Raw genomic sequence first — 14,507 nt, 5'->3', positions numbered from 1 at the left:
GGGCGGGCGGCGGTTCGCAGGACACCCGCAGCCGCCCGTCCGCGTCGAGCCCGACCTCGACGTCTCGCAGGTCGGCGGTGGTGAGGGCGCCACCGACGTCCAGGACGAGCGGCCCGCGTCCCCGCGGCGGCAGCGGCCTGACGAGACGCCACCCGGTCTCGGTCTCGGCGAGGGCGGCGTGAGGGAGCGCCATCCCCCGCGGTTTGGTGACGGGCGCGCTGAGGATGTGCCCTTCGATGGCGGCCTCCACGCGGAACGTCCAGCGCCCGTCCGGCAAGGAGACCTGCCCTGGGACGACCGTCGCGGTGTAGGCCGCGGCGAGCCCCTCGTCGGCGCGTGCGGCGGGGCGGGCCTCGCAGCTCACCCGGTGAAGGCCACCGGACTCGTCCTCCAGCACGAGGTCGAGAACGAGCGTCCCTTCGTACACGTCGCCGAGCAGGACATTTCCGGTGATGACCAGGCCGTCGTCCTCCCACGCGACGCCGAGCAGATCATGCCGGAGCGCCAGTACCGCGCCGGATTCGTAGCACGCGTCGGGGATGGCCGCGGCGGAATCCCGGAAGCAGGGGTACTCGAGAAAGGCGCGGCCGTTCTCCAGATGGATGGCGGGCCGCCGGCCGCTCCGGTGAAACCGCAGGATCTCCGCCAGCTCCTCATCGAGACCGTGGGTCAGGCAGTCTCCGAGGACCCGGTGGCGGGGTCCGTAGCGCTCCAGCAGCGTCGGGGTGAGCCAGTTCTCCAGCAGTTCCCGGCACCCCTTGAGGAGGGTGTCGCGCTCTTCGCCGGTGGAGTCCAGGTAGCGCTGTTCGAGGAGCACGAAGACCTCAAGCAGCAGGTACCGGTAGAGCAGCTTCTCACGCGTCTCACCGGGTTCGGTGTGCTCGGCGACCAATGCCATGGCCTGGCCGGCGATCGCGTGCACCTCGGCGGGCGGGGCGCCGCCGAGCTGGGTGCTGCTCGTCCCGTCCGCCCTGGCGTCCCAGAAGTAGCAGTCGTAGTCGGCGAGGACCGAGACTCCTGCGGCGTTCAGGTAGGCCCCGGCGGTGAAGAGCTGGTCCTCGTGGGACAGCACGCCTTCGGTGAACCGCAGCCCGGCACGCTCGATGAGGGACCGCCGGAACAGCTGGAGGGAGGCCATCGACATCCGGGGGAACAGGTCGCAGTCCGGGTCGAGGACGTGGGTGCGCTCGATGGTGCGGCCGAACACCTTCGGCACCTTGCGTCCGCCCGTCCCGACCTGCTTCCCGAGGACGATGTCGGTGCCGTTGCGCTCGGCCGTCGCCGTCATGCGTTCGAGCGCCTCGGGCCCGAGCCGGTCGTCGGCGTCCAGGAAGAACACGAACCGCCCGGACGCCCGCTCCAGCCCCCGGTTGCGCGGCGCGCCCGACCCTCCGGAGTTGGGCTGGTGGACGACGTCCAGCCCGTCGCGGGTACGCGCCAGCTCGTCCAGCAGCTCGGAGGTCCCGTCGGTCGAGCCGTCGTCGACGACGATGACCTCGACCTCCTCGGCGGGCAGGGTCTGGGCGAAGACCGACTCCAGCGCCCGCCCCACCGTGTCCCGCCCGTCGAAGACGGGCACGATCACGCTGACCAGGGGTTTCGTCATGGTCCCTCTACCGTCGGCTCAGGGTGGGAGGGACACTCTAAGCACCTTCGGTGAACATCAGGCGACGCGCGGACGCCCGGCCGGGTGGCGCCCCCGGCCGGGCGTCGCCGCCGGTCAGGGGATGTTCAGTTCGTCGGCCAAGGTGTCGTAGTGAAGGTCGCCGTCACCGAAGGCCAGGGCCGCGGCCATGGCGTGGCGGGAGAACAGGTGCAGGTCGTGCTCCTGGGTGAAGCCGATCGCGCCGTGCACCTGGTGGCCGAGGGCGCACACCCGCTCGTACGCCTCGCTCACCCACGCCTTCGCCATCGACACCTCTTGGGTGGCGTCCCGGTCCACCGACAGCAGCCAGATGGCCTCGTAGGCGATGAAGCGCGAGCCGAGCACGTCGATCGCCATGTTCGCGCAGTGGTGCTGCACCGCCTGGAACGACCCGACCGGACGGCCGAACTGCTCTCTTTCCGTTGCGTACGCGACCGTCATGTCCAGGACGCGCTGCGCCGCGCCCACCATCTCGGCGCACACGGCCGCCGCGCCGAACCGGGCGATCGCTCCGGCAGCGTCCGCGCCCAATGCGGCCTCGGCCGGGACATGGACCTTTTGCAGCTCGACGTGGCAGGGACGGTCGACACCGACCGTGCCCAGCGGCTTGAGCGAGACGGACGAGGCGTCCACCCAGAACGCGTGGGGCTCGCCGTCCAGCCGCACAACCACGAGGATGTGCTCCGCCGACGCCGCATACGGGACGAACGTGGCGGTGCCGCTCAGGACGAAGCCGTCGCCGTCCCGCGACGCCACCGGCCCGTCCCCCGGGTGGTCCCAGGGAAGGGGCGCGGCGGTGACGATCTCCCCGCCCGAGATCGCGCCCAGCCACCGCCGCTTCTGCCCGGCCGTGCCGAAGCGCGCGACCGGCATGCCGCAGCACGCGACCGACGCCGCCAGCGGGCTCGGGACCTGCGCGTACCCGAGCTGCTCGAACAGCAGGCAGACGTCCAGGAAGTCGCCGCCGACGCCGCCGTGCTCCTCGGGGAAGGCGAGACCGGTCCAGCCGAGGTCGACCATCTCCTTCCAGAGCGCGGTCGAGTGCCCGGCCGGATCCCCGTCCATCGCCCGCGCCCCGGCGGTCGCGGCCCGCGATTCCAGCAGCTCGCGGGCGGTGCCGGCGATCAGCTCCTGCTCCTCGGTGAGGCTCAGGTTCATGACGGCGGGATCTTGTCGGAGCGGACCCACACGCCCGGCCGTTCCTCCCAGAACAGCTGGACGAGAACGCCGCCGGTGTGCTTCGGATGGATGAACGTGTGCTTCCAGGCCGCGCCGTCGGTGACGCCCTCCTCGTCGTCGAAGGTCGGCGTGTCGTACCGCTCGCAGGCCGCCATCGCCGCGTCCCAGTTGGCGACCTCGAAGGTGACGTGGTGCGCGGCCGGGCCGCTGCGCTCCAAGAACTTGTCGATGAACGAGTCCTCCCCGCGCGAGGTGATCACCTCCCAGCAGATCGCCGAGCCGGGGATGTTCAGCACCAGGTCGGCCATGTCGGGGTGCTCGTCCTCCGGCGTCCGCCAGACCTGCACGAACCCGGCGAGGTCGCGGTACCAGCGGGCCAGCTCGTCGCGGTCGTGGAACGCCTGGCAGACGTGATCGAGCGCCACGATGCCGAGGGACGAGCCGTCGAGCGCAGCTCGTCCGTTGAATGGCGGTGGGTGGGGGCTGGAGGACGGGCCGTCCGGCTCGACGGCCTCCGTCGAAGCGTCGGCGGAGTCGCCGCACATGTCCAGCCCGCCGGGGCCGCGGAGGCGGAACAGGACGCCGGGGCCGTGCTCGGGCGGGCTCAGCGACGCCTCGATCCACCGGCCGCCGGTCCCGTCGGCCGGTTTGATGCCGCGCGACTCCAGCTCCGCGCGGGCGGCCTCGAGGTCGGGTACCTCGGCGCCGACGTGGTGCAGGCCGGGACGTCCGCCGTGGTCGTCCAGCCAGGTCTGCAGCGCGGAGCCGGCGCCGGCGGGCGCCACGACCTCCCACGCCTGCCCGTGGCTGCCGGGGATCTCCAGCCGGGCGCCGCGCACGCCCTCGCCGGGGTTGTCCCAGCTCCGGACGCGCCGGAACCCGAACAGCCCCTCCAGCCGTCCGACCTGCGCGTCGAGGTCGGACGCCACCTGCGCGACATGATCGATGCGGTAGATCTGCACGGGTTCTCCTAGCTCGGGTGAGGCTCGATCCAGTCGTAGCCGTTGGTGACCAGTTCCTTGACGAGCCGCAGGTTGTAGCGGTTCATCGCCGCGATGCGCTCCGCCAGCTCGCCGACGCGCTTGTCGAACTCCTCCGCCGGGTACACGTCGTTGACCAGGCCCAGTTGCAGCGCCCGGTCCGCGCCGATCCGCGCGCCGGTGAACAGCAGCTCCTTGGCGCGGGCCTTGCCGATCCGCTCGGGCAGCCGCTTCACGCCGCCCCAGCCCGGTGCCGACCCGCCGAACTCGGGCTGGTCGGGGTCGCCGTCCTCGGTCATCTTCGGCCGGTACGGCGGGCGCGCCGACAGCGTGATCTCGACGAGGCCCATCTTCGCGTTGTCGGACGCGACGATGAAGTCGGCGGCGAGCGCCAGTTCGAGGCCGCCGCCCACGGCGTAGCCGTGCACGGCCGCGATCACCGGGACCGACGTCCGCTCCATCATCGCGAACGTCTTCTCACCCAGCCGCCCCTGCTCGACCCGCTCGCGCGGGGTCAGCTTCTCCGACCAGCCGAGGTCCATCCCGGCGCAGAACGCACGTTCACCGGCGCCGCGCAGCACCACGGCGCAGACGTCCTCGTCGTCGTCGACGCGGGTGAGGATGTCGCGCAGCTCCGCCATCGTCGTCGGCGTCAGCGCGTTGAGCTTGTCCGGACGGTTCAGCGTCAGCCAGGCGACTCTCTCCTCGATCCGCAGATCGACGGTCTCGTAGGCGTTCTCGTCGGGCATGGGGTTTCGCTCCTCCTGGATCGGATCGCGGATCGGTCAGCCGCGGGGCAGGTTCAGGCCCCGGGTGGCGATGACGTTGCGCTGGATCTCGGTCGTGCCGCCGAGGAAGGTGGACGCCACCGAGTCCATGCGCATGTGGGTGAACGCGGCGCCGAGGGGAGCCCCCTCGCGCTCCCAGAGGGCGGCGGACCGCCCGAACGCCCGCGCGCCGGTGCGGGCGAGCCGCTGGTGCAGTTCGGCGCCGAAGAGCTGGTTGATGGACGCCTCGAAGTCGGGCTCCTCGCCCGCCGCCTGCCGCGACACGGTGTAGCGGGCCAGGTTGTACAGGACGCGGATCTCGGTCCGCCGGCGCGCGATCTCCTGGCGCAGGGCGGGGCTCGTCCGGCCGGACCGCCTGCCCTCCGGCGACCGCAGGTGGGCGACCAGCTCGGCGAGCGCCTGCTCGTACTTGATCGTCGCGCCGATCCCGGCCCGCTCGAAGCCGAGCGCGGACATCGCGACGTACCAGCCGCGGTTCTCCTCGCCGACCCGGTCCGCCACCGGCACCCGGACGCCCTCGAAGAAGATCTCGCAGAACGGCACCGCGCCCCTGATGTCGGTGATGGGGCGGATCGTCACTCCCGGCGCGTCGGCCTTGACCAGCAGGAACGTGATCCCCCGATGCGGGCGCTCGGCGTCGGGATCGGTGCGCACCAGGACGAACAGCCAATCGGCGTACTGGCCGAGGGACGTCCACACCTTCTGGCCGTCCACCACGTACTCGTCGCCGTCGCGCACGGCTCTGGTGCGCAGCGACGCCAGGTCGGAGCCGGACCCCGGTTCCGAGAACCCCTGCGCCCACGTCGCCTCGCCCTTCGCGATCGCGGGCAGGTGCCTGGCCTTCTGCTCATCCGTCCCGTGCACGAGCAGCGTCGGCCCGAGCAGGAAGGCGCCGATGCCGTTCACGGTCGGCACGCGCGCCCGCATCATCTCCTCGTGGAGGATGAACTCCTCCATGGCGGACAGCCCCGCGCCGCCGTACTCCACCGGCCAGTGCGGCGCTATCCAGCCCCGCTCGGCGAGCGCCGCCGCCCACGCCCGCGCGCCCTCGCGCCGCCCCTCATCGTCGGCGACGCGGTCGACCGGCCAGTTGTAGCCCGCGACGTCCTCCGGCTCCAGGCTCTGCTCCTCGTCCGCCGCCGGACGGTAGGACGCGGGGAACCCGTCCTTGACGAAGGCCCGCGCCTCCTCGCGGAACGCGGCCTCCTCCGGCGTGTCGTCCCAGTTCACCGGCCGTCCGCCTCCCGATCCCAGGTCGTCTCGGTGATCCCGCCGTCGCCCTGCGCCCGCAGCTTGTACTTGGCGACCTTGTCGGTCGGCGTGCGCGGCAGCGCCTCCACGAACTCGACGTAGCGCGGCACCATCGACCGCGGCAGCCGCTCCTCGCAGTAGGCGACCAGCTCCGCCGGGTCCATGCCGGTGTCCGGCTGCACCACGATCGACACCTTGATGTCCTCGTCCTCCAGCTCCGAGGGCACGCCGATGGCGGCGCACTCCAGCACCGCCGGATGCCGGTTGATCTCGGTCTCCAGGTCGAAGGCCGAGATGTTCTCCCCGCGCCGGCGGATGGCGTCCTTCATCCGGTCAAGGAAGTAGAAATATCCGTCGTCATCGCGCCATACCCGGTCTCCGGTGTGAAACCACATGTTCCGGAAGCAATGGGTGGTCGCCTCCCAGTTGCCGTAGTACCCGGTCGTCAGGACGAACGGCTGCCGCGGCCGCAGCACCAGCTCGCCCGGCTCCCCCGCCCCCACCTCCCGGTCGTACTCGTCCACCACCGCGACCTGGAACCGCTCCTCGTGGGCCTGCCCGCACGAACCCGTCCGCCACTCCCCGTAGGGGCTGCCGGTCGCGATGCCCGCCTCGGTACTCGTGTAGGTCTCCACGGACCGGATCCCGAAACGCTCCCTCAGCGGCTCGTCCAGGCTCGACTTGCCCATGTAGAACGTCTCCAGCCGGTGGTCGCGGTCCCGTGACGTGGGCGGCCGGTTCAGCAGGATCGGGATCATCGAGAACACGCTCATGCAGACCTGCGCGTCGAAGCGTCGCACGTCGTCCCAGAACCTCGACGCGCTGAAGCGGTCCACGATCGCGATCGAGCCGCCGCCCAGCAGAGCCGACAGCATCCCGTCCCACAACCCGGCCGCGTGGAACAGCGGCAGCGGGCAGTAGATCGTCTTGCCCCACCGATCGAGGAAGTCGAGCGAGTCATAGGCGCAGGTCAGAGCCAGCGCGTGCGGGACCATCGCGCCCTTGGACGGCCCGGTCGTCCCCGACGTGTACATGATCGCCTGCATGTCCGCGAACCCGACGGGCACCTCGACGCGCCCGTCCCCGTCCTCCGGCAGCGCCGCCAGGTCCCGCGCGGGCTTCCCCAGCAGCTCCAGCGGGACCCCGGCTCCGGCGGCGTCCCGCACGATCACGCCGCCCAGCTTCGGCAGCCGCTCGGCGACCTCCACGACCCGCTCCGCGTACGGCCCGTCGATGACGAGCCACCCCGAGTCGGAGCTGTCCAGCACGTGCCGGAGCAGCTCCCCGCGGTACGCGATGTTGATCGGCACGGCGACCGCCCCCAGCCGCGCCAGCGCGAAGATCAGATGAACGAAGTCGGCGCAGTTCGGCAGCATCACGCCCACGTGGTCGCCGCGCCCGATCCCGGCCCCCGCCAGCCGCCGCGCCATCCGGTCGGCGGCCGCGTCGACCTCGCCGTAGGTGATCTCGCCGTCCCGGAACTTGAGAAACGTCTGCCGTCGGTGAACCTGCGCCTGCGACCGGAGAACGTCCCCGAGGACGAAGCTCTCCAGCGTCTCCTTGCGCATCCGGACCTCCGCTGTCGCTGTGTGCGTCGTCGTAGGTGGCGTGCGTCGTCGGCTGGGTGGCGGTGTTTCGGTCGGACGGAATCGGCCGGGAGCGATCCGCAACCGGACATTGCCATAAATAGAGGAACACGAAACGCTATAACCGGCAACAGTGGCAAGAAGGGAACATCCCTGTTCCAAGGGTGCGTTACTGGGACACATGACACCCGTGTGACCGGGACCACACCCCTACCGTGCCCCGATTTCGGCCGCCCACCCCACCGCCTTGGAGCGCAGCCGGAACCCCGATCCCGCCCACCGGCGCCTACGGTGGCGTCGCCGGGGTTCACGGATCATGGAACCCTCGACGCGAAACCTTCCACCGCCCATCCCCCGGGGGCCACCACCGCGATGACCGCACCCGTCGACCATCCGGAACTGCTCCGCGCCGCCCTCGCGGGAACGCTCATCGACCTGCACACCCGCGACGCTCCGGCGCGATCGGCCGGGCGAACCGTCCGGGCCGGAGCGCTGACAGCCCTCCTCACGCAACGGACACCCGACGGCCCCCCGCTCCGCGCGGTGAAGCTGCGCGGCGCCCGTATCACCGGCGAACTCGACCTGGAGGCGGCCGAGCCGCCCTGTCCGATCCTCCTCGCCGACTGCCACTTCGATATGCCGGTCAACCTGCGTGAATGCACCGCACCCGCGATCCGCCTGCCCGGCTGCCACCTGCCGGGCCTGACCGCCGATCAGATGTCCACCACCGGCGACCTCGCTCTGGACGGCGTCACCGTCCACGGGACCACGTCCCTGGCGGGAGCCCGGATCGGCGGGAACCTGTCGTTGAACGCCGCGCGCCTGACCCGTCCGGACGGCCGTGCCCTCGACGCCGAGGCACTCACCGTCACCGGGAACATGCGGTGCCAGGACGGCTTCACCGCCATCGGCGAGATCCACCTCCGCGGCGCGACCATCGGCGGCACTCTCACCATGACCGGGGCGAACCTCAACGCACCCGGCGGCGACGCCCTGGCCGCCGCCAGGCTCTCCGTCGGCGACGACGTGTTCTGCCGGGACCTCACCGCCGACGGCGAGACGCGCGTCCCCGGTGCCCGCATCGGCGGCCGGCTCGACCTGAGCCGGGCGCGCCTGACCAACCCCGGCGGTACCGCGCTGACCGCCGACCGGCTCACGGTCGAGGACGGCCTGCTGGCCGAGGGCCTCGCGGCCGAGGGGGACGTCCGACTCCCTGGCGCCCGAATCAACGCGACCCTGGTCCTCGCCGGAGCCCGCCTGAGCAACCCCGGCGGCCAGGCGCTGAACGCCGCCGACCTCGCCGTGAACCAAGACCTCCACGCCACGAACGGGTTCGCCGCCGAGGGCGAGGTCCGGCTCCCCGGCGCCCGCATAGGCGGCCACCTCGACCTCTCCGAGTCCACGCTCACAGCACCCGGCCGGCGGGCCCTCGACCTCGAAGGCGCCACCGCCGCCGCGTTGACCCTGCTACCTCGCCACCGCCCCACCGGCGACGTGAACCTCACCGGCGCCCGCGTCGGAACCCTGGAGGACGCCCCGGCGACCTGGCCGACCACGATCCGCCTGCGCGGATTCACCTACGACACCCTGGGCCTCCACGAGGACACCGCCGACGTCCGCACACGGATCGCCTGGCTGACCCGCGATCCCGGCGGCTACGTCCCCCAGCTCTACGACCAGCTCACGTCCGTCTACCGGCGCGCAGGCGACGAACAGGCGGCGCACAAGGTCGCGGTCGCCAAACAGTGGCGGCGCCGCGCGGAGCTGAACCCGGCGGGCAAGCTGGCGAACTGGCTGCTCTACCTCACCGTCGGCTACGGCTACCGAACCTGGCTGGCGGCGGTCTGGCTCGCCGTCCTGCTGGCCCTGGGCACCTGGATCTTCACCGAAACCCATCCGCACGACCTCACCCGCACCGACAAGAACGCCCCAGCCTTCAACCCCTTCGGCTACACCCTCGACGTCCTGCTCCCCATCGTGGACCTGGGCCAGCAGAAGGCATGGCGAGCCAAGAACGCCGCCATGTACTGGACCTGGACGTTCACAGCGTCCGGCTGGCTCCTCACCACCGCGGTGGTGGCAGGCCTGACCGGCATCCTCAAACGCACCTGACCCGGCCGAAACCCCATCACCACCACCCACGCGAAAAAGGCGAACAGCACCAGACTGGCGAGCAGATAACCGGGGATGAGCAGCACCCCGACCAACGCGGCCTGCCATGTGAACCCGCCGGCGACCCACATGAAAGCCATCCCCGGCAGCACCAAAATGGCGACCGTCTTCGCGTATCGCCGCATAAACAACCGTACGACCACAAGAACCACCTGTACACGGCCACAACCCGACACACGACGTCCACCAACGGCCCCAACCCGGCTACACCACGACGGCCCCCCAACCGGCCAGGCCAGCACCGTCACCCGCAACTCGGCCGCGCCGTCGTCCCGCCGAGCCGGGCCACTGCTCGCCGCTCCCAGCGATAGAGGTGCCCGACCCGCTCCTGCGCGACTAGATAGACCCTGCCGACCCGGAAGGGACGCAGCTCCGGGCGCGCCGCCAACGCACCGATGATGGGGGCGGCAGGTCCATGAGTGTTGCTGTAGGCGACGGAAATATGCGGCGTCCAGTCTGGCTCGTCATCAAGCTGGTGCACACGCACGGCATCTGCGACGCTCGCGCGGATCGCCGCCCGGACGGGATCCAGAGCGAATGGCGGCCTGATACCCAGCATCACTGCTTCGCTGTGCAGCCAAAGTTTCCCGAGCTCTACATCAATCGGCGCGATATCGGAAAGCTGCTCGGACACCCCGGCGGTCATCGTCTCCACCTCGGCGTCCGGAATCTCGTCGGCGAACCCGACGATCTGCGTGGTCATATGCAGCCACGCTGCCGGAACTGGGTCAAGCCCGTCCAACCCAGCAAGTTTGTCCTGGCATTGCCGGACGAGGTCGAGCACCCCCGCCTGCCCATCGGGCAAGATGTGCCACACAAGCAGTCGGCGACCGGGCCGCACGCCCGCCCGCCACCACCAATGATCGGACATGCGCTCGGGCATCGGGCTCACAGGTTCTCCCGGGTGGCGACCGGCTCATGCTCTAACGAACCGGCCTGAAAGGCGCGGATCTTCTCACGCAGCTCGGCGGCGCGCGGGTCACCTTCGTACCGTCTGTGGCCGAGCCGACGACTGATCTCACCCATCCGCCCAACGATGGTCACGACACGGTACTCGGTACCGAGATCGAAAACCCCGTCCAGCTCAGCATCCGCGTCCTCGATGTCACCGGACATCACATGCGCCAAGGCGGCACCAATACGGACCTGAGCCCAGGTGCCATATACCCACTGGTCGCCGTCGGCCCAAGCGTCATCTGCATCCGCGACCGATCGCAGTATTCTGCCAGGGTCACGGGCACCAAGACCGACCTGGAGTGCGTAGGCGGCCTCCCGGGCACGCGTGCAACTCCAGGCGTCGGCGCTCTCGTGCGTGGCGGAGTGGGCATCGCGGGCAGACTGAGCACGCCGCACCGCTGCGGTCGCCGCCCGGATGTCACCACGGGATTGCAGGGCGGTGGCCTCCGACACCGCGAGGAGCACGCGGGCCCGCGCCGTGGCGGGGGCCAGCTCAAAGCCCTGCCGCGCAAGGTCTGCGGCTTCCACATAGCGGCCTTCCCAGCGCGCGGTCTTGGACTTTGCGCACAGGACTATGGCCCGGGCGGCATCGGAGTCGGCTTCGTCTGCACACGTCCACGCCGCGTAGCCGTATGCGTCAGCGAGCCGGTACCGAGCGATATCCCCGGCCAGCAAGCTGATCAACGCGAACAGTTCGGCGGAGACGGCGAGAATGGCCCGTGTCTGGGCGATGCGCTGCCGCCCGCCCCGCAAGATGCCCCAGACTCTCTCTTGGAGAGCCTGGGCTTCATGGAGGACGGCGAGTGGAGGCTGCCGTGGGTAGTCGTAAACCAAGCGCCGAGTAGCCGTTTCGAAGTGACCGACCGCGCCGTCCCCGACGTTGGTCTCCTCAAGCCACGCCGCCAGGTTCAATATGTCTTCGCCTGCAGACGATGGACGCTCGGGTCTGAGCGCCGCGAGCTTGCCGTCTGCTTCGAGAAGTTCGTCCAAGCGATTGGCGAGTTCGGGAGAGGGGCGCTTGTGGCCGTTGGCGATCTTTGAGAGGTGGCCGCCGTCGCACGGGACGAGCTTGGCCAGCTTGCGTTGGCTGATCTGCCGCTCGGCCATGAGCGCACGCAGCTTCTCGCCGAAGGTCGTCATTGCCTCACCCGTTTCATCCCGGGTTGACCCGTTGTCCACCGCTGCCCGCGCGGAGGGCCAGCGGACAGCGCCTTCCACGCTAACGCTGACCGCGGTCAAGTGGAGGGCGAAGGGTGTCACGAGGCACGAGGACGGCCCCGGCCGGCGCGCGAACGCCGGAGCTCCGGGGCCTGACCGGAAGCGAGGTCCGGCTGTGAGCAACGTACAAGAACCAGCATCCCCATCGGAGGTGCTAGAAGATCTAACGAGCCTGCGCGCTGACTTCCCCGACTGGGTGTTCCACCACCACGTCCCGGACGCCGTCGACTTGTCCTGGGAGGCCAAGCGGATGCCGTTCCGCTATCCGCTTGGCGGCGGCGTCGCGTGGCTGCGCGCCGGGTCGGCTGGGCGGCTCCGCGAACTGCTGGATGCCGTCACCAAGGTCGAGGCACCGTGCTAACGGACGCCGTGATGGACCTGACGTCGGTCGCCGTCACTCCGCAGATCCCGGACGACGTCGTGCACTGGCACGGCAAGGCCACCGGGAGCCATTGGGCGATGCTGCCCGGACGTCGCGGGCCGTGCCTGGTCGAAGCAGCGAGCAGAGAGCAGCTCGCGGTGGTGATCCACTGGCACCTTCGGAGGGTCACCGACTGAGCCGAGGGCGGCGCCGCCGGCTATTCAGCCGCGTCGCCCTCATCCAAAGTGCGCGGGGAGCATCCCCGGCGGCCTCGCGCAGCGGCCGGATCGACTCCGGTAGGTCACGTCCGGCCGTCCCGCCGCGCGGCCCTCCCCCCAGCGAGCCGCGCGGTGGGCACCTACCACCACATGAATTCCGCGATCCCAGGCAGTGCGCGCAACCGGGTCGCGGCACCCATCCAATTGAGCGCGCTGGAGGCCAAGATGACCATTACCACCGAGCGGGCGGTCGCCGCCGTCAGGGAGCCCCGCGACCTGGTGACACCCGAGATGTTCCGGCTCATGGTCGATGACGTCGTGACCTTCGACAAGGTCACGCGTCCCTACGCGGAACACGGAGTCGAGCAGTTCCTCGTCTTTCTTAAGGCGTGGGGCGACACCATGGCCGAGGTGGACGGCGACCCCGCCAGGTGGGTGAAGTTCCCGCCGTCGCCCGCCGTCGACAAGATCTGGCACCGTTCGATGATGCGGACCCGGACCTTCGCCGCCGTCTGCGACATGGTCGCGGGCCGGTACATGCACCACCTGCCGATCATGGACGAGGACATACGCTCCGGCCAAGCGTCCGAGCGCGCCATCTCGGCGATGCGGGCCACCGGTTACCGCGTCGATCTGGAATGGTGGATGGACGGCAAGTCCTGCTGTCCGGAGAACTGCGCGCAGCCGCCGATGACCGTCTGATCAGGCACGGGGATTGATGTATGCGTACCGACTGGTGCGACCTTCCAAGCGAAGTCCGTGCGGCCATCGAGACCCGAACGGGCTCGATTCATCGCATCGAGCCGGCGCCCACCGGCAATCACGCGGACATCGCTTCCACCGTGCACACCGGACGCGGACGACTTTTCGCCAAGGCCGCGCGGAAGGTCTCCTCAGAACTGGACGGCCCCGAGGTCAGGTCGCTGCGCTGGGAGTGCGCAATCAATCCCCATGTCGCCGAGTTCGCCCCCCGCCTTCACTGGACGGTGGAGGCGGCGGGGTGGCTCGTCCTCGGGTTCGATCACGTCCAAGCGCGACATGCCGACTTCACGCCTGGGTCCGCCGACCTGGCGTCCTTGGGAAAGGTCATCGACGCCTTCCAGGCGCTCCCATGTCCCGATGTGCTGGCCGGCAAGCGGATTGAGCGACGCTGGGAGTCCATGGCCGAGGACGTGACCGCGCTGGCCGGTAACGCGCTACTGCACGCCGACCTCAACCCGGCCAACCTCCTCATCACCGAGACGGGCGAGGTTCATGTGGTCGACTGGGCGTTCGTGGCCCGCGGCGCCGCTTTCGTGGAGCTGGCGCTACTCGTCCCTTGGCTGGTGAAAGCCGGGCACAGCGTCGCCGAGGCCGAACGCTGGGTCTCGCGGTTCCCCTCGTGGACGGCCACTGCTCCGGCGGCGATCGACCTGTTCTGCCGCGTGTTCGCAGATAAGTGGGACCTCAACCTTTGCACCAACTCGGCGGCCTGGGCGGTCGATCATGCTGCGGCAGCCCGCCGCTGGGCTGATCACCGGCTGGGGTAGCTCCCCGGGGCGTCCGTCGGTTACCAGCCGTACGTGAAGGCGAGGACTATCACGGCGGCTATGACGACGAGGCAGACGACGGTGATCACGATTGCGAGCAGGACGGGGTGGCGCTCGGCCCACGAAGTGAGGCCCGGATGCATGCTGTCCAGCTCAGCAGCGCGGACTTCATGGTCAGGACCGTCGCACGGCACCCCGAGGGCGTCCACCAGCCGGTCGAGATCCTCGGTCTTGTAGTCGGTGCCGGACACTCTGAGGAGCACGTCGCCTCGCGCGTCGAGCAGGAACAAAGCGTCCTCGGATTCGGCGTTCACCCTGTGGATCGTCGCGCGCACCATCCTTGCGATGCGCGCCCGAGGCCGGCGCCGCCGCCGGAACACGTCCCGTACGACGATCTCGTGCGCCGTCAGGGTGAGCCTGGCGCGATGATCCTCCCAAACCAGCACGACGAGCAGCACCGTGACCAGGACGGCCGAGACCAGGGCCGCCTCCCTACCGAACCCGAGTGCCATCTCGCCGGCGAGGGCGCCGATGGCCACGACCGCGGCGGCCACTTTCCCCCAGATCGCCCCGCGACTCTTCCGCAGGGCGAGTTCAGCCTGCCCGTGGTCCACGAGAGCACC

The 14,507-nt window shown here is 70.3% G+C and carries 14 protein-coding genes; 5 read left to right on the top strand and 9 right to left on the bottom strand.

All coding sequences use genetic code 11. The features are described from left to right. The 6 genes from E1281_RS16265 to E1281_RS16240 form a co-directional block, all read right to left on the bottom strand. A partial coding sequence (locus E1281_RS16265; RefSeq protein WP_131879004.1) for a glycosyltransferase family 2 protein occupies positions 1-1,606 on the bottom strand: 1,606 nt, incomplete at its 3' end. Between the two features lie 114 nt (positions 1,607-1,720). Further along, positions 1,721-2,803, bottom strand: a complete 1,083-nt coding sequence (locus E1281_RS16260) for an acyl-CoA dehydrogenase family protein (RefSeq protein WP_131879002.1) — start codon at positions 2,801-2,803, stop codon at positions 1,721-1,723. After that, complete coding sequence (locus E1281_RS16255; RefSeq protein WP_131879000.1) at positions 2,800-3,786, bottom strand: VOC family protein; 987 nt, start codon at positions 3,784-3,786, stop codon at positions 2,800-2,802. Before E1281_RS16255 ends, E1281_RS16260 begins: the two co-directional genes overlap by 4 nt. Before the next feature lie 8 nt (positions 3,787-3,794). Then, on the bottom strand, positions 3,795-4,553 hold the full coding sequence (locus tag E1281_RS16250; RefSeq protein WP_131878998.1) for an enoyl-CoA hydratase/isomerase family protein: 759 nt from the start codon (positions 4,551-4,553) through the stop codon (positions 3,795-3,797). A gap of 36 nt (positions 4,554-4,589) precedes the next feature. Then, the gene (locus E1281_RS16245; protein ID WP_131878996.1) at positions 4,590-5,822 is read right to left on the bottom strand and encodes an acyl-CoA dehydrogenase family protein; all 1,233 of its coding nucleotides are present in this window, start codon (positions 5,820-5,822) and stop codon (positions 4,590-4,592) included. Further along, positions 5,819-7,411, bottom strand: coding sequence for an AMP-binding protein (locus E1281_RS16240; protein ID WP_131878994.1), 1,593 nt, complete (start codon positions 7,409-7,411; stop codon positions 5,819-5,821). Before E1281_RS16240 ends, E1281_RS16245 begins: the two co-directional genes overlap by 4 nt. A gap of 390 nt (positions 7,412-7,801) precedes the next feature. Here E1281_RS16240 and E1281_RS16235 point away from each other — a divergent pair, with 390 nt between their 5' ends. Continuing rightward, entirely contained in the window at positions 7,802-9,541 is a 1,740-nt protein-coding gene (locus E1281_RS16235; RefSeq protein ID WP_131878992.1) for a hypothetical protein, read from the top strand. A 304-nt stretch (positions 9,542-9,845) separates the two neighbouring features. On the opposite strand, the gene E1281_RS16230 is transcribed toward E1281_RS16235, so the two are convergent. Together E1281_RS16230 and E1281_RS16225 are read right to left on the bottom strand one after the other, a co-directional pair. Next, positions 9,846-10,472 (bottom strand): 2'-5' RNA ligase family protein, encoded by a 627-nt coding sequence (locus E1281_RS16230; RefSeq protein ID WP_279433618.1) that lies wholly within the window; start codon positions 10,470-10,472, stop codon positions 9,846-9,848. A gap of 17 nt (positions 10,473-10,489) precedes the next feature. Further along, positions 10,490-11,698, bottom strand: a complete 1,209-nt coding sequence (locus E1281_RS16225) for a helix-turn-helix transcriptional regulator (protein WP_131878988.1) — start codon at positions 11,696-11,698, stop codon at positions 10,490-10,492. A gap of 229 nt (positions 11,699-11,927) precedes the next feature. Between E1281_RS16225 and E1281_RS16220 the strand changes: the two genes are divergently transcribed. The 4 genes from E1281_RS16220 (at position 11,928) to E1281_RS16205 (ending at position 13,884) form a co-directional block, all read left to right on the top strand. Next, complete coding sequence (locus tag E1281_RS16220) at positions 11,928-12,137, top strand: hypothetical protein (protein ID WP_131878977.1); 210 nt, start codon at positions 11,928-11,930, stop codon at positions 12,135-12,137. A gap of 11 nt (positions 12,138-12,148) precedes the next feature. Beyond that, entirely contained in the window at positions 12,149-12,334 is a 186-nt protein-coding gene (locus tag E1281_RS16215; protein WP_131878975.1) for a hypothetical protein, read from the top strand. Positions 12,335-12,580: 246 nt separating this feature from the next. Continuing rightward, entirely contained in the window at positions 12,581-13,057 is a 477-nt protein-coding gene (locus E1281_RS16210) for a hypothetical protein (RefSeq protein WP_131878973.1), read from the top strand. A 20-nt stretch (positions 13,058-13,077) separates the two neighbouring features. Beyond that, a complete protein-coding gene (locus tag E1281_RS16205; protein ID WP_131878971.1) occupies positions 13,078-13,884 on the top strand; it encodes a phosphotransferase in 807 nt (268 codons plus the stop codon). A 20-nt stretch (positions 13,885-13,904) separates the two neighbouring features. On the opposite strand, the gene E1281_RS16200 is transcribed toward E1281_RS16205, so the two are convergent. Then, positions 13,905-14,498, bottom strand: coding sequence for a hypothetical protein (locus E1281_RS16200; protein WP_131878969.1), 594 nt, complete (start codon positions 14,496-14,498; stop codon positions 13,905-13,907). Positions 14,499-14,507: the final 9 nt, after the last annotated feature.

It is taken from the genome of Actinomadura sp. KC345, from assembly GCF_004348515.1.
GTDB lineage: Bacteria > Actinomycetota > Actinomycetes > Streptosporangiales > Streptosporangiaceae > Spirillospora.
This window is presented reverse-complemented; position numbering and strand designations above follow the sequence as displayed.

What these genes read in the sequence shown, in the direction of transcription:
- E1281_RS16240 (WP_131878994.1), bottom strand. Translation starts at nt 7,411, where the DNA reads ATGCGCAAGGAGACGCTGGAGAGCTTCGTCCTCGGGGACGTTCTCCGG.
- E1281_RS16210 (WP_131878973.1), top strand. Translation starts at nt 12,581, where the DNA reads ATGACCATTACCACCGAGCGGGCGGTCGCCGCCGTCAGGGAGCCCCGC.
- E1281_RS16260 (WP_131879002.1), bottom strand. Translation starts at nt 2,803, where the DNA reads ATGAACCTGAGCCTCACCGAGGAGCAGGAGCTGATCGCCGGCACCGCC.
- E1281_RS16230 (WP_279433618.1), bottom strand. Translation starts at nt 10,472, where the DNA reads ATGTCCGATCATTGGTGGTGGCGGGCGGGCGTGCGGCCCGGTCGCCGA.
- E1281_RS16215 (WP_131878975.1), top strand. Translation starts at nt 12,149, where the DNA reads ATGGACCTGACGTCGGTCGCCGTCACTCCGCAGATCCCGGACGACGTC.
- E1281_RS16205 (WP_131878971.1), top strand. Translation starts at nt 13,078, where the DNA reads ATGCGTACCGACTGGTGCGACCTTCCAAGCGAAGTCCGTGCGGCCATC.
- E1281_RS16225 (WP_131878988.1), bottom strand. Translation starts at nt 11,698, where the DNA reads ATGACGACCTTCGGCGAGAAGCTGCGTGCGCTCATGGCCGAGCGGCAG.
- E1281_RS16250 (WP_131878998.1), bottom strand. Translation starts at nt 4,553, where the DNA reads ATGCCCGACGAGAACGCCTACGAGACCGTCGATCTGCGGATCGAGGAG.
- E1281_RS16235 (WP_131878992.1), top strand. Translation starts at nt 7,802, where the DNA reads ATGACCGCACCCGTCGACCATCCGGAACTGCTCCGCGCCGCCCTCGCG.